Origin of the sequence: Nonomuraea sp. NPDC001831 (assembly GCF_042892035.1) — a bacterium.
Classification (GTDB): Bacteria; Actinomycetota; Actinomycetes; order Streptosporangiales; family Streptosporangiaceae; genus Nonomuraea.
On the sequence record NZ_JBIATU010000010.1, the window covers coordinates 169,254 to 193,884 of the forward strand.

Here is a 24,631-nt window from a genome sequence, read left to right on the forward strand (position 1 = left end):
CACAGATTCGTCATCACTTCATGAACGTCATGAAATGTCACCTTCCACAGTGATCTGTCAGGGAAATCCGCTCCCCCTTGTACGGCCATCTCCGCAGGTCGAACATCCTTCGCAGCACCCCCCAGCAGAAGGAGCGCCTATGTTCCGCCTCGCCGTGGCCCTCGCCCTAGCGGCGGCCACCTGGATCGCGAGCAGCCCCCCGGCCGAGGCCGCGACCTCGTACAAGCTGAACTTCACCCAGCAGTCGCAGCAGTACTCCAACTGGTGCTGGGCCGCGACGGGCAACTCCGTCGCCGCCTACTACGGGTACTCCTACAGCCAGAACCAGTTCTGCAACCTGGCCTTCAACCGCGGCGTCAACACCAGCTGCCCGAACAACCAGGCCACCCTCGGCAACGACCAGACCGCCTTCCGCCAGATCGGCATCAACCCCGGCGTGTACGTCTACGACTACCTGACCTACGCCGCCATCGTCCGGGAGATCGACGCCCAACGCCCGATCATGGCCCGCATCCAGTGGACCAGCGGCGGCGGCCACATGGAGGTCATCTACGGCTACGACAAGACCTCGTCGTACGTGTACTGGAGCAACCCGTGGCCGTCCAGCACCCGCTACAACTGGTCCACCTACAACTACTACGTCTCCAACTCCTCGTTCTTCTGGACCCACTCGCTCGACTACATCGGCGCGTGAGGGAGGCCATCGACATGAAGCTCTTCGCAGCGGTCGCGGCCCTGACCGCGCTGTTCCTGTGGGTCCCGAGCCCGGCGCTGGCCGACCCCGGCGCGCCCACCCAGGCCGACGTCGACGCCGCCCGTGCCGCGGCCGCGGGCGCCGGCGACACGGTCGGCCGCTTCTTCGCCGGCCAGGGCAGGCAGACCAGCCTGGCGCCGGTGGCGGCGCGGGTCGACGGCCCGACGGTCGCCGTCAACGACCTCAACCCGGACTTCGTGAGCGGACGGTCGGCGGAGATCGCCCGCTTCGCCTTCCTCGCCACCGGCGCCACCGCGCCGGACGGGCAGACCGCCTCCGTCTGGACCACCCGCGACCGCCGGGGAACGTGGGTGGTCAGCAACATCGCCAGCGGCGGCGACGAACAGCGGTACGCGGGCCAGACCGGCACCGTGTTCCGCGAGCCGCAGCTCAACGCCTGGTACGCCCTGCGCGACGGCACGGTCGTGCCGCTCAACGACGAGGCAGCGCAGTCGGTGGGCCGGGCGGGCGTGCCCGTGGCCGACTACCGGCGGCTGGCGCAGCAGCGCTACGCCGCCAAGCTCCCCGGCAGCTCCTATGCCAGGGACGGCTACGCGGGCGGCTACGGCGTCCCCGGCCCCGAGGGCACCCCCCTGCCCTGGGTCGTGGGCGCCGTGGTCCTGCTCGGCGCGGCGATCACCATTCGCCTGCTGCGCGGGCGCCGCACCTGACAAGATCCGGTGCACGGCCCGCGCCCCCGACGGCCATCTCGGCGGAGGCGCGGGCCGCCTTTTTCTGAGTAGCCCTTACTCATGCCGTCCCCCGCCGCCCGCCCGCACCATGGCGGCACAGCTCATCCACGAGGGGGGACGACCATGGCAGACATCCACAGCGCGGCGGCCGCGGGGCCGCCGTCCCCGCCGGCCGCGCCGGTGCTGGACAACTCGGCGCGGGAGGTGCTGAAGGGCACGCTCGTCCCGCTGCGGGTGCCCAGCGCGCACGACGACGCACCCGGCGGCGGGGGCGCGGGCGGGGGCATCGTCAAGCTGGGGGCGGTCCGGCAGCTCGCGCTGGCCCCCGGCGACACCGACGCGGTCCGTGACCGCCTCCGGGCCGGGGACGACCCGGAAGGCGTCTCCGCCGAGGCGTTCGACCTGCTCAGGCGCTTCGAGGAGCAGCCCGTCGCGGCGCTGCGTCCCGACCCCGCCGCGCTGGCGCGGGTGCCGGCCGCCGAGCTGGCGCTGTTCGCCGGGACGCTCGTCGAGCTGCGCGCCGAGCGCCTGCGCGAGGCGGAGGGCGCGGGCGCCCGGGAGGCGGCCGGCCGGGCCGCGCAGGCGCTCAACACCGCCGCGGTGGCCCTGCGCGGCCTGGCGGTCAACACCGCCGCGCCGCCCATCGGCATGCTCAACCTGGAACGCATCGAGATGGTGCCGGTCGGCATCCAGCGCGGCGAGCTCGTCTCGACCATCCCGCTCGCGCCCGGCGAGGTGACCGCGGTCACGCACAAGGAGTGGTCGGTCACCTCGAAGGAGTTCACCACCATCGTCACCGACTCGCTGGAGGAGGTCAGCGAGACGGGCGTGACCGACAACACCGACCTGTCGCAGTCGACGTCGTCGCAGAGCCAGCACTCCAACCAGTTCAACATCACCGGCACGGTCCAGGGCGGCATCCCGATCATCTCCGGTTCGAGCACCACCGGGTTCACCGCGCAGGGCTCGGAGTCGGCCTCGGCCGCTGAGAGCATCAAGCACGCCCGCGCCACCACGCAGAAGGCGTCCTCGCGCTCCCGCCGCGAGCACAAGGTGACCATCTCCACCACCACCGTGACGGGGTCGGAGGAGACCTCGACCCGGGTGCTGAGGAACACCGGCAACGACCCCGTCCGGATCGACTACTTCAGCCTGATGCGCAAGTGGCGGGTCCGGCTCTACCGGTACGGGCTGCGCCTGACGTACGACATCGCGGTCCCCGAGCCGGGGGCGTCGATGCGGCGGGCGTACGCGGAGCTGGAACTGCTGCGCTCGCAGCAGGGCCCCTTCGAGTTCCCGGTCAAGCACGCCGACATCACCACGGAACTGGTCGACCAGGACGGCCACCCGTCGCCGACCGGCGTCCCGAAGTACCAGTGGCTGGCCGACCGGCACGGCGTGACCGTCCGGCCGCACCCCGAGGCGCCGACGCCGCTGACCGTCAGCTCGCACGTCAACACCGACGGGAACTGGTGGTTCCTGGACCTGGAGTTCGACGTGCCCGGCGGCACGCACATCCGGGAGATCATGCTGGACGCGCAGGTCGGCAAGGACGACTCCGACGACAAGATGAACTTCGACGTCATCGGGGCCCGCTCGGAGCCGACGTGGCGCAACCTGTCGGACGCGCTCATCATCCGCGACCACCGGATCATGTCCTTCGACGGCGCCACGCCCTACATGCGCGGCTTCACCGGCCGCCACAAGATCACGTTCTTCTTCCACCACTCCGAGCGGGTGTTCGTCGGGCTCGGCGTGCGCCTCGACCTCACGGACGAGGCCGTCGAGCAGTGGCGCACCGACGTCTGGAACACCCTCTACAACGCCGCCCAGACCAGGTACTTCGCCGAGCAGGAGGACATCGCCGCGCGCATCGCGGCCATCGAGGACAAGCTGGCGAACGTCGACACCCTGACGCTGCGGCGCGAGGAGAGCGACGAGATCATGAAGTGCGTCCTGCGGTTCATCCTCGGCAGCGACTTCGACTTCATGCCCGCCGACGTCCTGGCCGCCTTCCTGGCCGCGCACGTCGACCTCCAGCACGGCATCGGCTTCGACGGGCCGAGCCTCGGGCTCAGCGCCGAGCAGTGGACGCTGCTGCGCCGGCACGAGGACCTGGTGCGCTTCATCAACCAGGCGATCGAGTGGGAGAACGTGGTGACGTTCCTCTACTCCTACTTCTGGGACGTCCCGCCGAGCTGGCCGTTCGTCCGGCAGTTGCGGCACCCGGACCCGACCAGGCAGGCGTTCCTGCGGGCCGGCAGCGCGCGGATCGTCCTGACCGTGCGCAAGGGCTGGGAGGAGGAGTGGATGCGCTTCGCCGAGGGGGGCGCGGTCGGCGCGCCGATCCCGGCGCCGTACCTGACGATCGCGCAGGAGATCGCGGCCTACGACGACCGGAACTATCCCGGCATCCCGCCCGCCAACCCCGAACGGGCGGCCGCCCGGCTCCAGGACGCCGCCTTCACCACGTCCTCGTCGGACCTGGCGCCGAGCCCGAACCCGGTGAACATCAAGGTCGGCAACAGCTCGGCGTTCGTCGTCGGCCTGCCGGTCGTGCTGGACGCCGAGGACGACCGCCGCGTCCAGGAGGCCCAGCTCGTCGTCGCCATCCCGGACGCCACCCACCTCACGGTCGAGCGGCTGAGCTTCGCCCACCGCGGCACGCAGGCCCCCGTGCCGATCCTGCAGCCGGGCGAGAAGGGGGCGCTCATCGCCGAGTGGCACGAGTACACGCCGTCGTCCGGCACCGACATCGCGCTCACGTCCAACCTCGCGACGATCTCGTAGGGCGGCGGACGGCCCGATGACGTACTTCTGCTTCCAGAGAAGCCAGAACGACCGGGTCTCCCGGATCTCCCTCACCGTCGGCGAGGAGACCCAGCCGATGATGTGGAAGGGCGAGCAGCCCGACGACAACGTGCACGGCGTGCTCTTCCACCACACCTCCGGCCTGGTGTTCCTGGAGGAGACCCGGGCCTCCTACGGCCCGCAGGGCTCCTACCGGGTGTTCGCGCTGACCGGCAGGACGCCCGGATCGGGCCGGTTCGAGGCCATAGAGGTGCCCCGGACGGGCGCCCTGCGCACGCTCGGCCGGTTCGACCTCGACGTCCGCGACCCCACCGACGACCAGGCCGACCTGGTCTACACCGGCAAGTTCCTGTACTGGCGCAGATCCATGCCCGCCTCACTCCAGGGCTCCGGCACGCTGCTGTACGCGGCCACGTCCGGCCTGGTGGGACACCAGATCGGCACCATGCAGAACAGCAAGGACCACGGCCCGCTGCCGGAGGGTCTGTACACGTTCTTCACCCACGTCGATCCCCGGCAGAACTCCGTCGAGGCGGCGAACCGGCGGGGCGACAAGGCCGTCTCCAATCCCGGGGAGGGCATCCAGTTCCTGCCCGTGGGCGGCAACGGCCCGGTCTTCCCCGACTGGGGCACCTTCCGCGTCCGGCTCACCCCGATCCAGGGGAACATGTACGGGCGTGGCGGCTTCTACCTGCACAACTCGCACAAGGGGTACAGCCACGGCTGCGTGGAGGTCGGGGTGAACGCCGACGGCCTCGACTTCTTCTCGGGCCTGCTGGCCTACGCCGGCAGCCAGCCGCGCAAGGCCAAGCTCGTGCTGCGCGTCCGGTACTCCTACCCCGAGCAGGGCACCCTCGGCAGAACCCTGCGCTGAACTCCGCGCTGGACCCCGCGCTGAACCCCGCGCTGGACCCCGCGCTGAACCCCGCGCTGGACCCCGCGCTGGACCCCGCGCTGGACCCCGCGCTGGACCCCGCGCTGGACCCCGCGCTGGACCCCGCGCTGGACCCCGCGCTGAACCCTGCGCTGAACCGTCGGCCCGCGTCGCGGGGTCACCAGTGACAACGGGCGCGGGCCGCGGAGACCGTCACCTCGTGGGTGTCGTCGGCCGTGACGGGCTGGTTGCCGACCAGGACGGTGAGCCGGCCCGGGGCCGGCACCCGCCAGGTGCCGAGCGGGGCCCAGCGCCCCCGGAAGGCGCGCTGGTCCACGGTCACCGGCGGGCCGAGGTGCGGCGGGTCGGTGTCGTCGTCGTCCAGGTGGTAGAAGGCCAGGCCGGACGAGCGGGGGTCGTCGGGGATGTGCACGTCGATCGTGCAGCGGGCGCCGCCGCGGGTGTCGAAGTACCAGTTGACGACCTGGTTGAAGTGGGCCGGCTCGTTCCCGACCCGCAGCGCCAGCGCCGCGCCCACGCAGCCGTCGCCCTTCCATCCGCCGGTTACGGGACGCCAGGCGGGATCGGCGTAGAACCACTCGGCCGCGCACCGGGGGCCGTGCACCGCCTGCCACCGGACGGGGCCCGTGGGGGCGGGGCCGGGCGGCGGCTGGGTGACCACCACGGTTGCGGGAACCTCCGCCACGGTCGCCCGGACGGCCGCCGGGCCGCCCTTCGCGGTGGGGGTGGGGGTGGAGGTGGAGGTGGTCGTGGGCGTGGTGAGCCGGGGCAACAGGACGGCGGCCGTCACGCCCAGGGCCAGCAGAACGGCCCCGGCCGCCAGCGCGCGACCCGGCCAGGCCGCCCGCGCGGGCCGCGTCGCCCCAGTGAGGCCGCCCTCGACCGGGTCGCCCTTGGCCGCCTTGTCCTCGGCGTGGTCGCCCTCGGCCGGGTTGTGCTTGGCGGGGTCGCCCTCGGACGGGTCGCCCTCAGCGGGGTCGTGTCTCTTGGGGGCGCTCTCGGCCGGTTCGTCTTCGGTGGGGCCGGTTTCGGCGACCAGGGCCTGGTACTCCGCGTCCGCGGCCCAGGACAGCGGGCCCATGGCGCTTCCGGCGAGGGCCGCCGCCCGGTCGGACGTGATCCGCTCCGCCGGGTCGCGTGCGGCGCACGAGCGGATCAGGCCGGCGAGCGCGGGCTCGACGCCGTCCACGTCGATGTCGGCGTTCAGGCTGCTGTAGAGCACCGCCATCGGCTCGCCGCGCCCGAACGGCGGACGGCCGGTGGCGGCGTAGGCGATCGTGCCGGCCAGTGCGAAGACGTCCGCCGCCGCCGTGACGGGCTCCTGACGTACGGCCTCGGGAGCGATGTAGCCGGGCGTGCCGACGATCTCCCCCGACGTCGTGATCGTGCTCTGACCGGGGGCCCGCGCGATGCCGAAGTCGATCAGCCGCGGGCCCTGCGGCGACAGGATGACGTTGTGCGGCTTGAGGTCGCGGTGCTGCACGCCGTGCCGGTGCACGTCGGCCAGGGCGGCGGCCAGCCCGGCGAGCAACCGACGGCACAGCTCCGCCGGCAACGGCCCCCGTTCCGCAACCGCCCGCAACAACGTCGGCCCTCGCACGTACGCCGTCGCCAGCCAGTACGGCGGCGCCGTCACCCGGGCGTCCACCAGCGGCGCCACGTACGGGCTGCGCAGGCCGCGCAGGGTGGCGGCCTCGCGGCGGAACCGTTCCATGGCCTCGGGGTCGGCCGGGTCGTGCTTGATGACCTTGATGGCCACCAGGCCCAGGCGGCGGCTCCTGGCCAGGTACACGACGCCCATGCCGCCCGCGCCGAGGCGCCCGAGCAGCCGGTGGCCGCCGATCTCGGGTGGGTCCGTCGCCTGTAACGCCTGCACGCTCATCCCAGTCGATCATGACAGACCGGGCGTCCGGGAGGCAGCCCCCGTCACGGCCGGATCGGGGTGGGGCGGGAGGCGGCGTGAAGGGCGGGTGGGGTGGGGGCGTTTGGGGGTTATGTCGCTGGGGCGCGGTGGGTGGTTCGGGTTTCTTGGGGGTGATGTCTGGCTTATTCGATATCGGGGTGGTTTTGTTCTGGATATCGGTACTAGTCCAGAGATTGCGTGAAAGTTCGTGGTTACTCGGGCTTGATGAATACCACAATTCCCTCGTTCTCGCCCGCCCGTCGCCACCCCAGACGCTCGTACAGGCGAATGGCGTCGGGGGCGTTCACGGAGGTCAGCAGCCAGCTTCGGGATTCGCCGCACAGAAGGTCCAGAATGCGTCCCGCCAGACCGCGGCCGCGGGCGCGTGGAGCCACCGCCAGTTCGTCCACCTGGAGCGCGCCGGCCAGCATCCGGGCCACCCCGTCCGGGCCGAGCGCCGCGAGCACCTTGCCGTAGCTGCGGGTCCGCGGCAGCGGGGTCTCCGTCGGCCAGGCCGTCCCGAACCCGCACGGGCCCGCGTCGTCCACGGCCAGCACCGCGCGGAAACGGGGTCGGGCGGCGTCGGCGGCGAACCGGACGCCGAACTCGGCCACCTCGCCCTCCCCCTCGTTCCACGGCGGCCCGGTGAACACCTCGCGGTAGAGGTCGATCAGCTCCGCCCGGCGCGCGAGCGCCTGCTCGCCGGTCAGCAGTTCCAGCCGCACGTCCGTACGTTCCGTCACACTCAACCTCACTGTCTAGTTGAAGTACGACAGTGACGATAGCGGACGTCCGGCCAAACCGGCACCCCCGCGCCCGCGGCGCCGGCCGCCCGGAGCGCATGTTCCCGGCAGCGCCGCATTTTCGGGGCGACAGTGCTAGGGAATGATCGAGTCACAGTAAAGCGACACCACCGCTTCTTGTCGCAATAAAACTGGACAAGTCGGCTGTAAGGGCCTGGTAAATCTGGTCAAGCTTTAGGAGCTCATGCCTGTCTTGTCAGAACTCCGAACTCAATGCGCGGGTAAGACTGCTCATGCCGGAGACCGACGGCAGTCGAGAAGTCCCGCGGCGGTTCTGGAAACTTCTGAACGGAAAGCGCGATGAAATCAATGATGAAGAAGCCGGCGGCCGTGCTCGCCACGAGCGCGTGCCTGCTGCTTGGTGGCGGCCAGATGCCGGCCGCCCAGGCCAGCACGGCCGGCACGGCGTCGTATCAGAGCCCAGCCGATGAGAAGCCGGTCCTCCGGGGCGGCTGCGGCTGGCGTCACTGCGGTCCTCGCTGGTGGGGCCCGCGTTGGGGCGGCTGGTGGGGCGGCGGTCACCACCACGACCACGACCACGACCACGACCACCACCACCGCGTGGGCCCGCGTGGTCCCCAGGGCCCGCGTGGTCCGGAAGGCCCTCCCGGCCGCTCCGTCCACAAGCCGGACCGCCACGACGACGACCACGGCCGCGACGACCATGGCCACGACGACGACCACAACGAGGACGACGACTGGGGCGAGTGGGGCGAGAACTTCGACGGGTTCTAAATGACCCGCGGCGAAGTTCCCGCTGACACACCAGCACGCTGAACGGCGGGGTTCCCGGCGACATGCGCACATCGGCCGTCCGGACGAAGACCGGCTCCCGGTCCGGCGACCGGCCACGCGCCCCTGTCCCGGCGAACCCCGCCCTGCAGCCCCCGCCCCGCACTCCCCCGCACGCCCCCGCCCCGCACGCCACGCCTCCGCACGTGCCGCACTCCCCCGCACGCCCCCGCCTCCGCACGTGCCGCACTTCCCCGCCGCTGCGGCCCCCACCAGCACCGGAAGTCCCTCCGGACGCCCCTGCCCCGCCTCACCGCCGACCGCGCGCCGTGCCGTCGGGACGGGAAACCGGACGGTAATGCCTTTTCTCACCGGCTGGGCTATGGTCGGCCTTATGACGGGACCGTGCAGAGCGCCACGAGGCCCCATCGCGCTGTGCTGCGTGGTGGGCCTGGTTCTGCTGTCCCTGCTGGTCGCCAGCCCTTCCTACGCCGACGACCAGACGACCCCGCGCCCTCTGTCCGCCGGCCACGAATGGACCCCGGACAAGAGCGGCGACCGGATGCCGAGCCTGCCGCCCCAGGCGTCCAGCGGCCGTGAACACCACGTGTTGTCGTTGTGGCCGCCGCTGCGCGGCGCGCGGCACGCCGAGGCCGCCCACCTCGCGCTGCTTCCCGCGCCCGGTTCCGACGCGGCCGCGATCCGCGACCCGCAGCAGGTCGGGCACCGCACCGCGGGCTCGCGCAGCCCGCCGCTGATCTAGCTCCCTCCCTCTTCACGAGTCGCCGCCTCCCGGCCCGCCTTGCGCGCCGCGGGGCCGGTCGTCGCGCCCGGCCCCAGCACGGCCGGGTCCACGCGTTGCCCGGCCGCCCGCGGGTTCCGCGCGTTCCGGTACGGCCGGAGGCCGCCGTCGTGGCGTGCCCGCGTGCGGGATGCGCCCTTTTCTCTCGTCTTTCGCGTACGAGTTCTCCGCGTCAGAGCAAGGAGCCGATCATCGTCATGTCCGACGCCGGATCAGTCCACGAACACTCACCGCGAACATCCGCGGTGCACCGCGCCCACGTGGTGCTCGATCTGGGCACCTCACGCACCCGTTCGCTGTCCCTGGACGGGTTCGCCATCGCCGACCGTCCCTCGGCGGTCGTCGTCCCGTCGCCGGAGAGCGCGGCCGGGGTCCCGGTCCGCCCGATCCGCCGGGGCATGGTCGTCGACCCGGGCGCCTGCCTGCGGCTGGTGCATCTCGTGCTGCAGGACGCCTGGCTGGCCGGCGGCCGGCCGCTGGAGCACGTGATGGCCGCGGTGCCGAGGGCCGCGACGGGCAGTGACCGCCAGGCGGTGCGCGCGACCGTCGCCGAGGCGGCCGGCTGCCAGGTGACGCTGGTCGAGGCGCCGCTGGCCGCCGCCGCCGGCGCCGGTCTGGACGTCGCGGGGCCGGGGCCGTACCTGCTGCTGGACGTCGGGGCGGGCATCGTCGAGGCCGTCGTCGTCAGCGGCGGCGCGGTCAGCGACGCGGCGGCGCTCCAGCTCAGCGCCACGACCAGCGAGGGCCTGCTGCCGGACGCGCTGGACGGCGTCGTGGAGATGACCGCGGGCCTGCTGCGCCGCCAGCCGGCCCACCTCCGCCCGGCCGTCCGCGACAACGGCCTGACCGTCACCGGCGGGGGCGCGCTCCAGACGCGGCTGCTGGATCGCCTGCACACCGCCCTTCGCACGCGGATCAACGCCGCGCCTGAGCCGCAGCACGCCACCGTCCGCGGCCTGCTGCGGCTGTGCCTGCGCCCCGCGGCGCCCGTCATCGCCCTCTGAACCCCCGCAATCACCGCGCGGAAAGGAAACCACCATGACCGACCACCTGAGCACCGTGCAGCTCCAGTCCCTGCGCCAGGACATCGACGAGCAGCTGGAGCGGCGCAGCCGTCACCTGCTGGGCCTGCAGGCCGCGGCCCAGGACGGCAACGGCGCGGACGACACCTGGCAGGAGCTGCTGGCCTCCCTGGCCACCGCCGACCGGGCCATCGCCGAGCTCACCGAGGCCCGCGACCGGCTGACGGCCGGCTCGTACGGCCGCTGCTCGCACTGCGAGGCGGGCATCCCGTTCGAACGGCTCAAGATCCGGCCGCTGGCCCGGTTCTGCATCAACTGCCAGCGCAGGCACGAAGCCGCCTGACCCACGGGACCGGCCGCCCCTTGCGACGTCGGGCGGCCGGTCCACCGCCCGCGGCCGTTGGACAGGAATATGCAGACCGGTCTAGTGTGTGCCGCATGGCGGTCAAGGGGGACGAGACACGGGCGCGCATCGTCGCGGCGGCCCGCACGCTGGTGGAGGCCCAGGGCAGCCACGGCACCGGCCTCAACGAGGTGCTGGCGGTGGCCGGCGCGCCGCGCGGGTCGCTCTACCACCACTTCCCCGGCGGCAAGGACCAGCTGGTGGGCGAGGCGCTCGCCGCCGCCGGGCGCGAGGTCGACGCCATGATCGACGATCTGGCCGGCACGCTGCCGAGCGCCCGTGACCTCGTGCCGGCCGTCCTCGACGCGCTGGCCGACAGGATGGTGGCGGCCGGGTACGCCAAGGGCTGCCCGGTGGCGACCGTGGCCCTGGAGGTCTCCTCCTCCAACGAGCAACTCCAACGCGTCTGCGCCGGCATCTACGAGGGCTGGCAGCGCAGACTGGCCGACGCCCTGCGCGCCGACGCGCTTGCCGCGGCCGACGCCCCGCAGCCCGACGTCCCGCAGCCCGACGCCCCGCAGGCCGACGCCCCGCAGGCCGACGAGCACGACATGGCCGGCGACCGGCGCGACACGGCCGACGATCTGGCGGCGACCGTGCTCGCGCTGATCGAGGGCGCGCTGCTGCTGGCCCGCGCGAGCCGTTCCCGGCTGCCCGTCGAACGGGTCCGCCGCCAGGTCGTCAGGCTGCTGGCCTGAGCGGGCGGTTTTTCACGCCCGCAGAATATGTAGATCGGTCTAGAGAGGAAGAGTCATGGAAGACGCCGTGGTGTTCGGCGCGACCGGCTTCATCGGCAGATGGACGGTCCTGCACCTGCTGGAACAGGGCCGCGCCGTGACGGCCGTCGTCCGCCGCGCGGACGGCGGGCTCGGCCGCTGGCTGCGCGAGCGCGGCGTGCCCGGCACGCGGCTCACCGTCGTCGAGGGCGACGTCACGCCCGGGCCCGGCCTGGGGCTGAGCGGGCCCGCCGAAGGGGCGGCGGGCGTGCGGGACGTGTTCAACGCCGCCGGCGTCTACCGCTTCGGCATGGAACGCGAGGAGGCCAGGACGGTCAACGTCGAAGGCGCGCTCAATGTGCTGAACTGGGCCGCCGCCCGGCCCGCGCTGCGCCGGCTGGTGCACGTGTCGGGCTACCGCGTCGGGCTGGACCCGCGGCCGCGCCATCCGCTGCCGGCGGCCGAACTGGCGGCCCTGTACCGGGACAAAGGGGCGTACGAGGGCTCCAAGGCCGAGGGGGACGCCGCCGTACGGGTCGCCGCGGCCCGGCTCGGCGTGCCGCTGACCGTGGTGAACCCGAGCAGCGTCATCGGCCATTCGCTGACCGGCGAGGCCGGCCAGTACGTCGGGCCGGCCTCACTGGTCCGCGACCTGTGGGCGGGGCGGCTGCCCGCGCTGCCGGGCGGCGCCCGTACGTTCGTCCCGGTGGTGACGGTGGACGATTTCGCCCGGTTCATGGCCGCCGTGCCCGAACACGATCCCGAGCCGGGCGGCCTGCACTGGGTGCTCGATCCCGCCACGCCCGATCTGCACGACCTGATCCGGCTGCTCGCGGACCACCTCGGCGTACGCGCGCCGCGCATCCGCGTGCCGGTGGGCGTGATCCGCCGCCTGCCGTCCGCGCTGACCGGCGCCGAGCCCGAGACGCTGGGCTTCCTGACCGAGGACCGGTACGACACCGGCTCGGCCGACCGGGTCGCCGCGTCCGCGGGGCTCCGGCGGCCACCCGTGGAGGACGCGTTGCGCCGCTGGGCCGACCGGCTGGTCGCCGACCGCTTCGGGGCCGCTCCGGCCGCACGTCCCGGGGGTTTCCACAGCGTGGCGGGGTCGCGCACGTACGTGGCGGGTGAGCGTACGTCGCCGCGGCTGGTGCTGCTGCACGGGCTGCCGCTCGACGGCGACTCCTGGCACGGCGTGCTCGACGAACTGGACAGCGCCCCGCCCGCGGCCCGCTCCGGAACCGCCGCGGGCCACTTCCCCGGGCTCGTCGCCGGGTTCCCCGCTTCGGATCGGTTTCCCGCGCTCGTCGCCGATCTGCCGGGGCTGGGGCGGTCCTCGCCCGCCGGGGCCGCGGCGTCGGACTGGCTGGCCGAGTTGCTGGCGCCCGTGCGCACCCGTCCGGTGATCGTCGCGCACTCGGCCGCCGCCGCCCCGGCGCTGCGGTACGCCGCCGCCCATCCCGGCCGGATCGCCGCCCTGATCCTGCTGTCGCCGTACTTCCTCCAGCGCCGGCCGTCCGCGCTCACCCTGCTCCTCGCGGCCCCCGTCCTCGGCAGGATGGGGCCCGACCGGCTCGCGGCCACCCTCCTCGGCCCGGCGTCCCCGCCCGAGGACGCGCGGCGGGCGGTCGCGAGCGCCGCAGCCGGACTCCGGCGTCCCGGGGTCGCCAGGCGCACCGCCCGCGTGCTGCGCGCCGCGCACCGCCCCGCCGAGCGCGCCGCCCTCCGCACGCTGCTCGGCGGGCCCGTGCCCGTGCACCTCGTGGCGGGCGAGCTGGACCCGCTGACCGACAGCCCCGTCCCCGCGACGGTCATCCCGGGGGCCGGGCACCACCCGCACCTCACCCACCCGGCCGCCGTCGCGGAGATCGTGCGGCAGATCCTCCTCCGGCCCGGCGTGGACGATTTCCCTCCGCCGCCCACGCCTGACATCATGACCGGCCCACTTCCTCACCACCCCAGGACGTCATGAGCTCCGTCACCTACGCCGAGCCCGCCGACCCGCAACCCGAGATCCCGCTCACCGGCGGCGACGTCACCGAAGGCGTCGTACGCGTCGGCGACACCGTGCGCCGCACCGTGGGGCCCAACGCCCCGCTGGTCCACGCCCTGCTGGGGCACCTGGAGGAGGCCGGGTTCGCGGGCGCGCCGCGGTTCCTCGGCATCGACGCCGCCGGCCGCGAGGTGCTGACCTTCGTGCCCGGGGAGGTCGCCGGGCAGCCGCGGCCCGCGTGGCTGGCCGACGAGGAGCGGCTGGCGTCCGTGGGCCGGCTGATCCGGGCCTACCACGAGGCCGTGGCGGGGTTCGTCCCGCCCGACGGCGTGCGGGCGGACTTCGGGTTCACCGAGCCGCCGGGCATGCCGCCCGCGCCGCCGTACCCGCCGGAACTGGTCGGGCACCTGGACTACACGCCGGACAACATCGTGTTCCGCGACGGTGTGGCGGCCGCGCTGATCGACTTCGACATCGCCAGGCCGTCCACCCGGGTGGAGGAGCTGATGAGCGCGATGGTGTACTGGGCGCCGCTGGCCGACCCCGCCGACGCCGACCCGCCGCTGCGCGGGCTGGACGTGCCGCGCCGCTGCCGGCTGCTCGCCGACGCGTACGGGATGTCCGGCGTCGACCGTTCGCGCCTGGTCGAGGTGGCCGTGCTGCGTACCCGGCGGTCGTGGTTCTCGATGCGGCAGATCGCCGAGGAGCGGGGCGGCGGCTGGGCCCGGATGTGGGAGGAGGGCGTCGGCGACCTGATCAACCGGCGCGAGGCGTGGCTGGAGCGCCACGGCCCGGCGATCGACGCCGCGCTCACCGCTCCCTGAGCGCCCCTGACCGGCCCCGCCCCGGAGGCGGCTTCCGTCCTACTGCCCGGGCGGCGGCAGACGCAGGGCGAGCAGCGCGATGTCGTCTGTACGCGGCGACGGCGCCAGCGCCAGCACCTGCTCGCAGAAGTCCTGGAGCGGGCGGCGGGCCAGCGTCGCGGCGTGCCGGCGCAGCCGGGCCAGGCTGTTGTCCAGGTTGACGCCGGGCACCTCGACCAGCCCGTCGGTGTAGAGCAGCAGCGTGCTGCCCGGCGGCAGCGGCGCCAGGGCGTCGTGGCGGGTCACGTCGTCGAGATGCACGCCCAGCAGCAGCGACTGGCCCTCCTCCAGGTAGCGGGCCTGCCCCTGCGCGGTGACCAGCAGCGGCGGCAGGTGGCCGGCGCTGGCCCAGCGCAGCATCCGCGTGTCCGGGTCGCCTTCCGGCTGGGGCGGCTCGATCCTGGCCAGGATGGCCGAGGCCGTGAGGGCGTCGCCGGCCACGGCCATGACCTTGTTGAGCCGGTCGAGGATCAGGCTGGGCGACTCCTTGTGGTCGCAGGCCAGGGCGCGCAGCATGTTGCGGAGCTGGGCCATCTGCCCGGCGGCCTCCAGGTCGTGGCCGGCGACGTCGCCGATGGCCAGCGCGGTGACGCCGTCGGGGAGCACGAACGCGTCGTACCAGTCGCCGCCCACCTGAGAGCCGGCCGGGGCCGCCAGGTAGCGGGCGGCGAGCTGGAGGTGATCGACCTGGGGCAGCGCGGTCAGCAGGTGGCGCTGCATGGTGTCGACGATGTCGCGCTGCTGGCCGAACAGGCAGGCGTTGTCGGCGGCCAGCGCCGCGGTGCGGGCGATGTCGGCCACCAGCTCCACGTCGGCCTCCGTGTACGGCCGCGCCGGGTCGGTGCGCGCCACCGTCAGCGCGCCCAGCACGCGGCGCGGCGTACGCAGCGGCGCCACGATCGCCGACGAGCCGCCCAGCACGTTGAACAGGGAGTCGTGGGCGGCGGCCAGCGGCCCGTCGGGCGGCGCGGCGATCTGCTCGGGGCCCAGCAGCAGAGCCTGCTCCCCGCGCAGCACCCGGACCAGCGCCGACCGCGAGGGGCCCTTCGGCAACGACGGCAGCTCGGCGAACCACGAGGGGTCAACCGGCGCGGCCCCGGCGCAGGCCATGGCCAGGCGACGCAGCTCGCGCGGCCCGAGGAACATGTCCACCGCCGCCCAGTCGGCCAGGCGCGGCACCAGCAGCCGGCCGAGCCGCGTCATCGCCTCGCGCACGTCCAGCGTCTGGGTGAGGACGGTGCTGATCTCGGTCAGCAGGCGGAACTGCTCGGTCAGCTTCTGGGCGCGGACGAGCTCTTCGGCCTGCCGGCCGGCCGCGTCGAGGCGTTCGACGACGTCGATGAAGACCACCACGACGCCGGCCGGCTCGCCGTCGTGGTGGAGGGGCGAGGCCAGCCAGGCGACCGGGAGCAGCCGGCCGCCCGCGGTGGCGAAGGTGGCGAACTCGCTGCGTACGTGCCGGTCCTCCCGGCACACCGTCACCAGCTCGCAGCCGGAGCGGGGCGGGAGGCTGCCGTCGAGGCGGCGGTGCAGCGTCCGGTGCGCGTCGGCGCCGCGCAGCTCGTCGGCGGTGAAGCCGAGCAGGGCCGCCGCGCCCGGGTTGACCCACGTGATGCGGCCGGCGAGATCGGTGAGGTAGATGCCCATGCCCGTGCCGTCGAAGGCCGCCCGCAGCAGCCACTCCGCCGGCTGGGCGCCGGAACCGGAGCCGTCCGGCCGGTGTCCGATGTCGCCCCGATCAGCCATCATCACACTACGTTATCGGATGATTACTGACATGCCGACTTCGTGTACCCGGCAACGTGCCGGGCCGGCGCCGTCCGGGCTAGGACCAGGGGAAGGCGCCGCCGGCCATGGTGCTGCTGAGACGGCGATCGGCGGCGCCGGGGGTCTCCGCGGGCACCAGCATGCGCAGGCGCAGCCGCGAGCCGAGGCCGGTGCACTCCAGCGCGACCGAGTCGCACAACTGCTGGATCACCCACAGGCCGAACCCCTGAGATGCGGTCGGGTCGACGCCCGCGGCGCCGAGGTGGTCGGGGGTCAGGCGGCCCGCGGTGTCCAGGATCTCCACGCAGACGCCGATCGGGTCCCGGGTCGCGGTGACCAGGCCGGCCGAACCGCCATGGTCGAGGACATTGGTGACGGCCTCGTTCACCGCGAGCACCAGGTCCTCCAGCCGCTCGCCGGACAATCCGCTGTGGTGGCCGTGGATGCGCACCAGGTCGCGGATGAAGGCCAGATCAGCGCTGATGGGACAGCGCAGCTCGAACTCCACAAGCATGATCGTCTCGTCTGTCGGAGGTCGGAAAGGGGTACGCCGGCCTCGTTCAGCTTTCCTGTCGAGTGATCGTCAAACGCGCCGGCCGCTCGCCGTCGAGCTCCCGGGGCGGATCACGGGATGATCGCCTGGGCGAGGGCGATGCCGCACCAGGCCGCTCCGAGGCCGGCCGCGACGCCGGCCACGGCGTTGAGGACGGCGTAGGTGCGGGCGCCGTTCTGCAGCAGCCGCAACGTCTCGTAACCGAAGGTGGAGTACGTGGTCAGCGCTCCGCACAGGCCCGTGCCCAGGAGCGCCTGGACTCCGCCGGCGGCGGGCAGCGCCAGCAGGAAGCCGAGCAGCGCCGACCCGGTCACGTTCACGGTGAAGGTGCCCCACGGGAACAGGCTGTCGTGCCGGGCCTGGACGGCGCGGTCGATCAGGTAGCGGGCCGGCGCCCCCACGGCGGCGCCCACCACCACCAGCAGCAACGTCATCACGGACGCCTCCCACCGCGCGGAGCCCGCCCGGCCTGGCCAGGAACGGCCTGGTCGGGAGCGCCCTGGTCAGGAGCGCCCTGGTCAGGAGCGCCCTGGTCAGGAGCGCCCTGGTCAGGAGCGCCCTGGTCGCGAGTGGCCTGGTCGGGGGCGGTCTCGGCGGGAATCGTGTCGGCGGCAGTGGCGAACCGGCTGAACAGTGCGCGGCCGAGCGTCTGGCCCAGGAAGACCGCCACCAGGGCCGCGACCAGCGTGACCGCCAGGTAGGCGAGCGCCGTGCGCGGCTGCCCCGCGGCCAGCGCCCCTTGGGCGTCGGCGATGGAGGTGGAGAACGTGGTGAACCCGCCCAGCACCCCCACCCCCAGGAACGGCCGGGTGAGCGGATGGGCCTGCCAGACCTCGGTGATGGCCACCATCAGCAGCCCGATCAGCAGGCAGCCGGTGACGTTGACGGCCAGCGTCGGCCAGGCGAACCCGCCGGGCGGCACCGGGAAGGCGGTCAGGACGGCGTAGCGGGCGAGCGCGCCCAGCACGCCGCCGGCCGCGATGACGGCCAGCGTGGCGACCGGGGCGCGGGCCAGCTCGCCGCGCTGGGCGGGCACGTGGAGGTCGACGTCGGGATCGACCGCGGCCCGCGGATCGACCTGCGCACCCCCGACGCCGCCGACGCCGCCGGCGGCATGCGCGCCGGCGATCTCCAACCCCTCGGCGGCGTGCACGCGGCCGGGTCCGGGTCCGAGGCCGGGTCCGGGTTCAGGGTCGTGGGGACGGGCTTGGGTCATGAGGCATCTCCTACCAGCACATGAGCGTGGCACATCTCTGGCAGGGACGGTTGGCGGCGACACCGCGGTTACCCCCGGACGGCGGGAGGCGGCGGGCCCCACCGCCGCGGCTCCCGGCACGGGAAGCCGCCCCCATCATACCGGCGACCACTTCAGACCCTGCCGCCGAGGAGCCTCCACGCGGCCCGGAATCGCCCACCGCCGAGGAACCTCCACCGGCCCGGAATCGCCCACCGTCGAGGAGCCTCCACGCGGCCCGGAACGCCGCCCACCGAGCTGCTTCCTTCGGGCCGCGAACCCCCCGCCGCCGGGAGGCGTCCCCCCACAGGCGACCGGCCGCTCAACCGCTGAGCGACAACCAGATGCGGTCGGGCAGGACGCGGGCCGCCTCGTCCAGGTCGATGTCCGGCGCGCCCGCCAGCCACCGTCTGCTCACCTCGGCCACCGGCCCGATCAGCAGCATCTCCACCTGCGCCGCCGGCAGCCGCGCCACCGCCCCCTCCGCCATGCGCGCGCCCATCCAGGCGTTCAGCCGGGCCAGCCGGGACGCCTTGGCCGCGGCGATGCGCTCGGCGTACGGGCCGAGGTCCAGCGCGTACGGCGCCGCGTGGATGAAGCGGGCCTTGTCCGGGTGCGAGGCGGTGAAGCCGAGGTAGGCCGTCACCGCGCGGCGCACGCCGTCACGGGCGTCGGCGGTCTCCTCGGTGACGGTGACCAGCGTGTCGAGCAGCTCGTCCATGCACCGGCCGTACAGCGCGGCGGCCAGCCCTTCGAGGCTGCCGAAGTGGTGGTAGACGCTGCCCATGCTGACGCCGCTGCGCGTGGTCACCGCCCGGAGGGTGAAGTCGGCCGGGTAGACCTCCAGGGCGGTGTCCAGGAGCCTGCGCACGGTCTCCTCGCTGCGCCGGTGCCGGGTCATCGCACCCCGGCCAGCGCCTCGGCCTCGTCCCAGACGCGCCGGGCCAGGCCGGCGTCCAGCGCCGGGCCCTGCAACGGGACCTCGCGGTCCTGGTCGAAGTACCGGCCGGTGCCGGGAGCCGCGGCCAGGGAGACGACGTGCCGCGCGCCTTCCTCGGGCGCGGCCCAGCTGCGCTTGGCGGCCTTGAGCAGCCAGCCGAGCGGGCCGCGGCGGTCGCCGAGCCCGGTGCGGATGACGCCGGGGTGCACGGCGTCGATCGTGATCCCGGCCGTCCGCCAGCGGTCGGCGAACAGGGGCACGGTCAGCAGGTTGCACAGCTTGGTGTCCGCGTACGTGCGCATCGGCGAGAAGGCGGCGCCCACGGCCGTGCGTCCGGGTTCGGCCCGGCCCTTGGCGTACAGGCCGGCGGTGACCTGCACGACGCGTCCGAGCCGGTCCTCCAGCAGGTGGTTGAGCAAAAACGGCGCCAGGTGGTTGACCGCGAACGACTCCTCCAGCCCGTCCTCGGTCAGGACGCGGCGGGCGGGCCACAGGCCGGCGTTGTGGACCAGCACGTCGATGCGCGGGCAGCGGTCCAGCAGGTCGCCGGCCAGCCGCCGGACCGACTCGGCCGTGCTGAGGTCGCCCGCCACGGCCTGGACGTCGCCCCCGATCCGCGCGGCGGCCTGCCGGCCCCGCTCCGCGTCCCGCGCGACCAGCAGCACCTTGTGCCCGTCGCCGGCCAGCCGTTCGCACACCGCGTACCCGATGCCCCGGTTGCCGCCGGTCACCACCATGATCGACATATCAGAGCATTTTTCTAGAGAAATGATCTAATTTCAAGAAGACAGCCGGTCCGGCTTGACCTGGAGTTCGCTCCAGCCCCCAGACTCCCGTTCCGGGGCCTCGTACAGAACGTGACGAACTGGGGAGAACAGCATGAAGTACCGGACGATCGGCACGAACCCGGACACCCGCCGCGAGGTGAGCGTGCTCGCCCTCGGGGCGATGTTGTTCGGCTCGGTGACCGACGAGAAGACGTCGTTCGCCATCCTCGACCGCTACGCCGAGGCCGGCGGGACGTTCATCGACACGTCCGACAACTACGCCTTCTGGGTGGACGGCGGCCAGGGCGGGCAGAGCGAGGAGCTGCTCGGCCGCTGGCGGCGCAGCAGCGGCGCCGGGGACGAGATCGTGATCGCCACCAAGCTGGGCGCGCGGCCGCTCACGCCGGGCACCAGCTACGTCGACAACGCCGAGGGCCTGTCCGCCAAGATCATCAGGGAGTCGGCCGAGCGCAGCCGCGAACGCCTCGGCGTGGACCGCATCGACCTGCTCTACGCCCACATCGAGGACCGCTCGGTGGAGGTGGCCGAGACCGTCGAGGGCTTCGGCGCCCTGGTGGCCGAGGGCACGGTCGGCCTGCTCGGGGTGAGCAACCACGCGATCTGGCGGGTGGAGCGGGCCCGCGCGCTGGCCGCCGCGTCGGGGGTGGCCGGTTACGAGGTGCTGCAGTACCAGCACAGCCTGCTGCGCCCGCGCTTCGACATGCCGGAGTCGATCTTCCAGGACGGCAGCCTCGGCCACGCCGGCGCCGAGCTGCTGAGCTACCTGCGCGCCGAGCCCGCCCTCACCCTGGTCGCCTACTCGCCGCTGCTCGGCGGGGCCTACACCCGGCAGGACAAGCCGGTGCCGCCGGACTACGACCACCCCGGCACCCCGGCCCGCATGGCGGTGCTGCGCGAGGTCGCGAAGGAGTGCGGGGCGAGCATGAACCAGGTCGTGCTGGCCTGGCAGATCGGCTCGGCGTTCCCGGTGATCCCGCTGGTCGGGGCGTCGTCGGTGGCCCAGCTCGAGGAGAACCTGGCCGCCGTGGACCTGGAGCTGACCGACGACCAGCGCGCCCGCCTGGACGCCGCCCACTGAACCGCCGCCGCCCCGGCTCCGCCTGCTGAACCGGGCCCGCCCGACGCCGCGCCTGAGCCCGGTTCGCGCGGGTAAGGATGGGGCTCATGTTCATCAAAGCGTGTCTGAACGGAAGCCGGGCGGCCGACGAGCACCCCCGGCTGCCCCTGACGCCCGCCGAGCTGGCCGCCGACGCCGTAGCCGTGCGGCGGGCGGGGGCGGGGGCGGTGCACCTCCATCCGCGGGACGCGACGGGACGCGAGTCGCTGGCCGCCGCCGACGTCGAGGCGGCGACGTCGGCCGTCAGGGCGGCGGCGCCGGGGCTGCCCGTGGGCGTGTCCACCGGCCTGTGGATCACGGGTGGCGACGCCGCGGCCCGCCTGGACGCGGTGACCGCCTGGGCGGAGCTGCCCGCCGGCGCCCGTCCGGACTTCGCGTCGGTGAACCTGTCGGAGCCGGGGTTCGGCGAGCTGGCGCGGACGTTGCTGGCGGCGGGGATCGGGGTCGAGGCGGGGGTGTGGACGCCGGCCGACGCCGCGACGCTGACCGCCTCGGGGCTGGCCGGGCGGATGACGCGCATCCTCGTCGAGGTGATCGACGCGCCGGCCGAGGAGGCGATCCCCCGGGCCGCGGCCATTCTCGACCGTCTGGACGGGTCGCCGGCCCCCCGCCTGCTGCACGGTGAGGGGCCGGCGACGTGGCCGCTCGTGGCGGAGGCCGTACGGCGGGGCCTGGCGACCCGGATCGGCCTGGAGGACACGCTGCTCGCCCCGGACGGCGGCCCGGCCGAGGACAACGCCGCCCTCGTCGGCCACGTCCTGGCCATCGCCCGCCCCGGCGGGTAGCGGGCGACGCACGCGCCGGGCGGTAGGGACAACCCCCGCACGAGGGTGGGTGGTGCCGTGACTGTGCCGAAGCCGCTGATTCGCCACAGTCGGGACAGAGCTTGATCGACGCGACAAGGAGTCCCGATGCCTTCCTCCGCCGCCCGGCGCGCACTCGCCCTGCTCGTGATCGTCCCGCTGGCGCTCGCACCGGTGGCCCCGGCGTTCGCCGCCGAGCGCGCGCCGTCGTTGCAGTCGCGGCTGGACGCCCTCACCGCCTCCCCCGACGTGCCCGGCGCCGTGGCCTACGTCCGCCACCCGGACGGCCGGACCACGACGGTCGTCTCCGGCACCGCGCGGCGCGGCACCAAGCAGCCCATGCCCGGCGCGGACGGCCGGTTCAGGATCGCCAGCGTGAGCAAGTCGATCATCGCGGCCACCGTGCTCAAGCTGGCCGGCCAGGGCAAGGTGAACCTGGACGAGCCGGTCGAGACGTACCTGCCGGGGGTCGTCCGCGGCAAGGGCATCGACGGACGGGACATCACCGTGAAGATGCTCCTGCAGCAGACCAGCGGCCTGCCGGACTTCACCCCCGCCGCCGACTGGTCGAAGATCGGCAAGCAGGACCTGCTCAAGCTGGCCCTCTCCCTCGAACCGACGCCCCGCGGCCGGTTCGCCTACTCCAACACCAACTACCTGGTCCTCGGCCTGGTCGCGCAGGCGGTGACCGGCCGCGACTTCCGCGCGGTCAGCCGCGACCTGGTGCTGAGACCGCTGGGCATGCGGGACACGTACTGGCCGGCCGAGGGCGAGACCGGCATCCGCGGGCCGCACGCGCACACCTACGGCGTGCACCCGCTGCGTCCCAAGGACGGCGTCGTCGACCTGACCCGGCTGCCCGGCCACGCGTTCGGCGCCAGCGGCGGGCTGGTCTCGACGCCGCGCGACCTGAACACGTTCTGGCGGGCGCAGTCCGTCACGTCCGGTTCGTACGTCGACATCGACCGGCCCGGCTGGCCCAAGGGCGCCCGGTACGGCTACGGCGTCATGGAGATCCCGCTGAGCTGCGGCGGGAAGTTGTGGGGGCACGGCGGCGACGTCCCGGGCGTGTCCACCTTCAGCGGCCGCGACCGCGCGGGCCGCGCGGTCACCGTCTACACCACGGGCTCGGCCAACGGCGGCAAGGCCCGCGACCTCCTGATCGCCGCCTTCGACACCGCCCTGTGCACCCGCTGACCGGGGTCCCGCCGGCCCCGCGCGCCCGCTGAACGGCGGGGTCAGCGGTTCATGTCGCGGCGCAGGGCCGGGAGCCGGGGCTCCTCGTCGGTCCAGGCGGCCGTCCTGATCGCCTCGTACGAGCGGTCCTGGCCGATCGTCGACTCCAGGGCCAGCGGCAGGCCGGTGGCGGTGTCCACGACGAAACGGTACCGCTCGCCCGGCCCGGCCGGCCGGCTGACCGCCTGGCCCTTGCGGCCGAGCGGGTCGGTGGCCTCGCTCTCCGCGCTCGCCCCCGGGAGCGCGGCCAGCATGCGGTACGTCGCCGCCCGCACCTCCGGAGAGGTCGGGAAGTTCATGACGAGCCGCACGCCGGTCTCGAACAGCTGGGCGTTCATGTCCACCCGCTCCTTGCCGTACCCCTTGGACACGAGGCGTTCGAGGGTGTCGCGCAGCGCCTCCGGGGTGGTCGGCAGGGCGTTCAGGGTGGCGGGCGTCATGGGCGTGCCGAGCAGGGTGAGGGTCTTGCCGCTGTCGTCGCGTACGGCGTCGCGCTCCCCGGGGCCGGCCTGCAGCTTCACCGGGGGCGTGCCCCGGCTCAGGGTCCAGGTCCGGGGTGAGCCGGCGGCGCGCCAGGCCGTCTCGTCCTCGGGCGTCGCCGGCTCGGCGCCGAGGTCCTGGCGGATCACCCAGGTGGGGCGGCCGGCCGCCTTGGGGAGCCAGAGCTCGATCGAGCGGCTGGTCTTGAGGGTGTAGTGGCCGCCGGGCGCGCGTTCGTACCGGCCGGCGACGCCGTCGCGCCTCCAGTACGCGCCGTCGCCCGCGTCGGGGGTGACCGAGCCGGCGGCGGCCAGCAGGATCTCACCGGCCGAGAGCCGGGCGGGCGCCGCGGACGCCACGGGTGTCGCGGGTGTCGAAGGCGTCGAGGGTGCGGTGAGGAAGGTGGCGGCCACGGTGACGGCGGCCGCCCCGGCCAGGCTCGCCCCCACGAGCGGCCAGCGCCGCCGGGCCCTCCCGCCGTCCGGCAGCGCCCGCAGCGGGGGCCGCTGCTCCTCCCGGCGGACGCCGGCGTCCATGGAGGAGGCGTAGGCCTCGGCGAGGCGGGCCCGGCCGTCGGCCAGCACCTCGGGGGTGGGGGGCGGGGCCGCGTAGAGGTCGCGGATCAGGGTCAGGTCCTGGTTCAGGTCAGCCACGGGAGTCTCCAAGCAGGGGATTGACGCCGCCCAGGGCGGCGCGAAGCTTCCTTCTGATGCGGTTCAGCCGGGAACCGACCGTTCCCGAGGGGATGTCGAGGGCCTGGCCGATCTCCTGGTAGCTCAGGTCGGCCAGCGCCAGCAGCAGCAGGACGTCGCGGTCGGCGTCCGGCATCGCCTGCAGGGCCGCCACCAGGTCGTCCTTGACGCCCGCCGCCGCCAGCCGTCCGGCGACCAGGTCCTCGTGCCCGTCCTCGGCCTGTTCGCCGGTGAGCGTCCCTTCCGGGGCCCGTTGCATCGCCTGCAACCGGCGCAGCTCGCTCCGGCGGTGCTGGGCGACGACGTTGGTGGCGATGCCGTACAGCCAGCCGCGGACCACCCCACGGCCGGAGTCGAAGCCGGCCCGGCCGTGGAAGGCGGCCAGGAAGATCTCCGCCGTGAGGTCGTCGGCGGCCTGGGTGCCGAGGCGGCCGGCGACGTACCGGTGGATCTCGGGAAAGTAGCGGTCGTAGAGCACCCCGAACCTCTCGGGGAGGCGCAGGGACTCGGCGATCGCCTGCTCGTCCTCGACCGTCATGGTTTGTGTCACACCCCTACTTGGCGGGAGCGCCCGTCCTTCTTCACGCCCTCTCAGCCCGTGAAGAGGGGGCGGGCATTCCGCCAAGAAGACA

Annotated in this window: 24 protein-coding genes; 14 read left to right on the top strand and 10 right to left on the bottom strand. The window is 73.8% G+C overall.

The window, feature by feature from the left end; genetic code table 11:
* The first annotated feature begins 139 nt into the window (after positions 1–139).
* The 4 genes from ACFYYW_RS30030 to ACFYYW_RS30045 all read left to right on the top strand — a co-directional run bounded on the left by ACFYYW_RS30030 (position 140) and on the right by ACFYYW_RS30045 (position 5,131).
* Positions 140–694 (top strand): papain-like cysteine protease family protein, encoded by a 555-nt coding sequence (locus tag ACFYYW_RS30030; protein ID WP_352326082.1) that lies wholly within the window; start codon positions 140–142, stop codon positions 692–694.
* 14 nt (positions 695–708) lie between these two features.
* Positions 709–1,425, top strand: coding sequence for a hypothetical protein (locus ACFYYW_RS30035; RefSeq protein WP_387653388.1), 717 nt, complete (start codon positions 709–711; stop codon positions 1,423–1,425).
* Positions 1,426–1,569: 144 nt separating this feature from the next.
* Complete coding sequence (locus ACFYYW_RS30040) at positions 1,570–4,236, top strand: hypothetical protein (RefSeq protein ID WP_387653391.1); 2,667 nt, start codon at positions 1,570–1,572, stop codon at positions 4,234–4,236.
* A 16-nt stretch (positions 4,237–4,252) separates the two neighbouring features.
* Entirely contained in the window at positions 4,253–5,131 is an 879-nt protein-coding gene (locus ACFYYW_RS30045) for a hypothetical protein (RefSeq protein ID WP_387653394.1), read from the top strand.
* A 178-nt stretch (positions 5,132–5,309) separates the two neighbouring features.
* Here ACFYYW_RS30045 and ACFYYW_RS30050 read toward each other — a convergent pair whose 3' ends face one another.
* Positions 5,310–7,034, bottom strand: a complete 1,725-nt coding sequence (locus ACFYYW_RS30050; RefSeq protein ID WP_387653396.1) for a serine/threonine-protein kinase — start codon at positions 7,032–7,034, stop codon at positions 5,310–5,312.
* Between the two features lie 233 nt (positions 7,035–7,267).
* Complete coding sequence (locus ACFYYW_RS30055) at positions 7,268–7,798, bottom strand: GNAT family N-acetyltransferase (RefSeq protein ID WP_387653399.1); 531 nt, start codon at positions 7,796–7,798, stop codon at positions 7,268–7,270.
* 360 nt (positions 7,799–8,158) lie between these two features.
* Between ACFYYW_RS30055 and ACFYYW_RS30060 the strand changes: the two genes are divergently transcribed.
* The 7 genes from ACFYYW_RS30060 to ACFYYW_RS30090 all read left to right on the top strand — a co-directional run bounded on the left by ACFYYW_RS30060 (position 8,159) and on the right by ACFYYW_RS30090 (position 14,350).
* Positions 8,159–8,593: a hypothetical protein gene (locus tag ACFYYW_RS30060; RefSeq protein WP_387653402.1), complete on the top strand. Its 435-nt coding sequence runs from the start codon at positions 8,159–8,161 to the stop codon at positions 8,591–8,593.
* A gap of 439 nt (positions 8,594–9,032) precedes the next feature.
* Complete coding sequence (locus tag ACFYYW_RS30065) at positions 9,033–9,353, top strand: hypothetical protein (RefSeq protein WP_387653405.1); 321 nt, start codon at positions 9,033–9,035, stop codon at positions 9,351–9,353.
* A 299-nt stretch (positions 9,354–9,652) separates the two neighbouring features.
* Positions 9,653–10,396, top strand: a complete 744-nt coding sequence (locus ACFYYW_RS30070) for a rod shape-determining protein (RefSeq protein WP_387653408.1) — start codon at positions 9,653–9,655, stop codon at positions 10,394–10,396.
* Between the two features lie 34 nt (positions 10,397–10,430).
* Positions 10,431–10,757 carry a TraR/DksA C4-type zinc finger protein gene (locus ACFYYW_RS30075; RefSeq protein ID WP_352325707.1) on the top strand — a complete coding sequence of 109 codons (327 nt, stop codon included), beginning with the start codon at positions 10,431–10,433 and terminating at the stop codon, positions 10,755–10,757.
* A 95-nt stretch (positions 10,758–10,852) separates the two neighbouring features.
* Positions 10,853–11,515 (top strand): TetR/AcrR family transcriptional regulator, encoded by a 663-nt coding sequence (locus ACFYYW_RS30080; RefSeq protein ID WP_387653411.1) that lies wholly within the window; start codon positions 10,853–10,855, stop codon positions 11,513–11,515.
* A 55-nt stretch (positions 11,516–11,570) separates the two neighbouring features.
* On the top strand, positions 11,571–13,505 hold the full coding sequence (locus ACFYYW_RS30085; RefSeq protein WP_387653414.1) for an alpha/beta fold hydrolase: 1,935 nt from the start codon (positions 11,571–11,573) through the stop codon (positions 13,503–13,505).
* Entirely contained in the window at positions 13,502–14,350 is an 849-nt protein-coding gene (locus ACFYYW_RS30090; RefSeq protein ID WP_387653416.1) for a phosphotransferase, read from the top strand. The genes ACFYYW_RS30085 and ACFYYW_RS30090 overlap by 4 nt, the downstream gene beginning before the upstream one ends.
* Before the next feature lie 39 nt (positions 14,351–14,389).
* On the opposite strand, the gene ACFYYW_RS30095 is transcribed toward ACFYYW_RS30090, so the two are convergent.
* The 6 genes from ACFYYW_RS30095 to ACFYYW_RS30120 all read right to left on the bottom strand — a co-directional run bounded on the left by ACFYYW_RS30095 (position 14,390) and on the right by ACFYYW_RS30120 (position 19,629).
* Complete coding sequence (locus ACFYYW_RS30095; RefSeq protein WP_387653419.1) at positions 14,390–16,138, bottom strand: SpoIIE family protein phosphatase; 1,749 nt, start codon at positions 16,136–16,138, stop codon at positions 14,390–14,392.
* Positions 16,139–16,214: 76 nt separating this feature from the next.
* Positions 16,215–16,670, bottom strand: coding sequence for an ATP-binding protein (locus tag ACFYYW_RS30100; protein ID WP_352325714.1), 456 nt, complete (start codon positions 16,668–16,670; stop codon positions 16,215–16,217).
* Between the two features lie 110 nt (positions 16,671–16,780).
* Complete coding sequence (crcB, locus tag ACFYYW_RS30105; protein WP_387653818.1) at positions 16,781–17,143, bottom strand: fluoride efflux transporter CrcB; 363 nt, start codon at positions 17,141–17,143, stop codon at positions 16,781–16,783.
* Positions 17,143–17,925: a CrcB family protein gene (locus tag ACFYYW_RS30110; protein WP_387653423.1), complete on the bottom strand. Its 783-nt coding sequence runs from the start codon at positions 17,923–17,925 to the stop codon at positions 17,143–17,145. Before ACFYYW_RS30110 ends, crcB begins: the two co-directional genes overlap by 1 nt.
* Positions 17,926–18,265: 340 nt before the next feature.
* On the bottom strand, positions 18,266–18,844 hold the full coding sequence (locus tag ACFYYW_RS30115; RefSeq protein ID WP_352325717.1) for a TetR/AcrR family transcriptional regulator: 579 nt from the start codon (positions 18,842–18,844) through the stop codon (positions 18,266–18,268).
* The gene (locus ACFYYW_RS30120; protein WP_352325718.1) at positions 18,841–19,629 is read right to left on the bottom strand and encodes an SDR family NAD(P)-dependent oxidoreductase; all 789 of its coding nucleotides are present in this window, start codon (positions 19,627–19,629) and stop codon (positions 18,841–18,843) included. Before ACFYYW_RS30120 ends, ACFYYW_RS30115 begins: the two co-directional genes overlap by 4 nt.
* A gap of 133 nt (positions 19,630–19,762) precedes the next feature.
* Between ACFYYW_RS30120 and ACFYYW_RS30125 the strand changes: the two genes are divergently transcribed.
* The 3 genes from ACFYYW_RS30125 (at position 19,763) to ACFYYW_RS30135 (ending at position 22,788) form a co-directional block, all read left to right on the top strand.
* Entirely contained in the window at positions 19,763–20,749 is a 987-nt protein-coding gene (locus ACFYYW_RS30125; protein WP_387653427.1) for an aldo/keto reductase, read from the top strand.
* 86 nt (positions 20,750–20,835) lie between these two features.
* On the top strand, positions 20,836–21,573 hold the full coding sequence (locus ACFYYW_RS30130; protein ID WP_387653430.1) for a 3-keto-5-aminohexanoate cleavage protein: 738 nt from the start codon (positions 20,836–20,838) through the stop codon (positions 21,571–21,573).
* A gap of 126 nt (positions 21,574–21,699) precedes the next feature.
* Positions 21,700–22,788: a serine hydrolase domain-containing protein gene (locus tag ACFYYW_RS30135; RefSeq protein WP_387653433.1), complete on the top strand. Its 1,089-nt coding sequence runs from the start codon at positions 21,700–21,702 to the stop codon at positions 22,786–22,788.
* A 41-nt stretch (positions 22,789–22,829) separates the two neighbouring features.
* On the opposite strand, the gene ACFYYW_RS30140 is transcribed toward ACFYYW_RS30135, so the two are convergent.
* Positions 22,830–23,960: a CU044_5270 family protein gene (locus ACFYYW_RS30140; protein ID WP_387653436.1), complete on the bottom strand. Its 1,131-nt coding sequence runs from the start codon at positions 23,958–23,960 to the stop codon at positions 22,830–22,832.
* Complete coding sequence (locus ACFYYW_RS30145) at positions 23,953–24,549, bottom strand: RNA polymerase sigma factor (RefSeq protein WP_352329914.1); 597 nt, start codon at positions 24,547–24,549, stop codon at positions 23,953–23,955. The genes ACFYYW_RS30140 and ACFYYW_RS30145 overlap by 8 nt, the downstream gene beginning before the upstream one ends.
* Positions 24,550–24,631 lie beyond the last annotated feature (82 nt).

Coding starts and splice junctions, on each gene's coding strand:
- ACFYYW_RS30090 (WP_387653416.1), top strand. CDS start 13,502: ATGAGCTCCGTCACCTACGCCGAGCCCGCCGACCCGCAACCCGAGATC.
- ACFYYW_RS30075 (WP_352325707.1), top strand. CDS start 10,431: ATGACCGACCACCTGAGCACCGTGCAGCTCCAGTCCCTGCGCCAGGAC.
- ACFYYW_RS30115 (WP_352325717.1), bottom strand. CDS start 18,844: ATGACCCGGCACCGGCGCAGCGAGGAGACCGTGCGCAGGCTCCTGGAC.
- ACFYYW_RS30040 (WP_387653391.1), top strand. CDS start 1,570: ATGGCAGACATCCACAGCGCGGCGGCCGCGGGGCCGCCGTCCCCGCCG.
- crcB (WP_387653818.1), bottom strand. CDS start 17,143: ATGACGTTGCTGCTGGTGGTGGTGGGCGCCGCCGTGGGGGCGCCGGCC.
- ACFYYW_RS30050 (WP_387653396.1), bottom strand. CDS start 7,034: ATGAGCGTGCAGGCGTTACAGGCGACGGACCCACCCGAGATCGGCGGC.
- ACFYYW_RS30125 (WP_387653427.1), top strand. CDS start 19,763: ATGAAGTACCGGACGATCGGCACGAACCCGGACACCCGCCGCGAGGTG.
- ACFYYW_RS30085 (WP_387653414.1), top strand. CDS start 11,571: ATGGAAGACGCCGTGGTGTTCGGCGCGACCGGCTTCATCGGCAGATGG.
- ACFYYW_RS30120 (WP_352325718.1), bottom strand. CDS start 19,629: ATGTCGATCATGGTGGTGACCGGCGGCAACCGGGGCATCGGGTACGCG.
- ACFYYW_RS30045 (WP_387653394.1), top strand. CDS start 4,253: ATGACGTACTTCTGCTTCCAGAGAAGCCAGAACGACCGGGTCTCCCGG.
- ACFYYW_RS30030 (WP_352326082.1), top strand. CDS start 140: ATGTTCCGCCTCGCCGTGGCCCTCGCCCTAGCGGCGGCCACCTGGATC.
- ACFYYW_RS30080 (WP_387653411.1), top strand. CDS start 10,853: ATGGCGGTCAAGGGGGACGAGACACGGGCGCGCATCGTCGCGGCGGCC.
- ACFYYW_RS30110 (WP_387653423.1), bottom strand. CDS start 17,925: ATGACCCAAGCCCGTCCCCACGACCCTGAACCCGGACCCGGCCTCGGA.
- ACFYYW_RS30135 (WP_387653433.1), top strand. CDS start 21,700: ATGCCTTCCTCCGCCGCCCGGCGCGCACTCGCCCTGCTCGTGATCGTC.
- ACFYYW_RS30060 (WP_387653402.1), top strand. CDS start 8,159: ATGAAATCAATGATGAAGAAGCCGGCGGCCGTGCTCGCCACGAGCGCG.
- ACFYYW_RS30035 (WP_387653388.1), top strand. CDS start 709: ATGAAGCTCTTCGCAGCGGTCGCGGCCCTGACCGCGCTGTTCCTGTGG.
- ACFYYW_RS30130 (WP_387653430.1), top strand. CDS start 20,836: ATGTTCATCAAAGCGTGTCTGAACGGAAGCCGGGCGGCCGACGAGCAC.
- ACFYYW_RS30095 (WP_387653419.1), bottom strand. CDS start 16,138: ATGATGGCTGATCGGGGCGACATCGGACACCGGCCGGACGGCTCCGGT.
- ACFYYW_RS30100 (WP_352325714.1), bottom strand. CDS start 16,670: ATGCTTGTGGAGTTCGAGCTGCGCTGTCCCATCAGCGCTGATCTGGCC.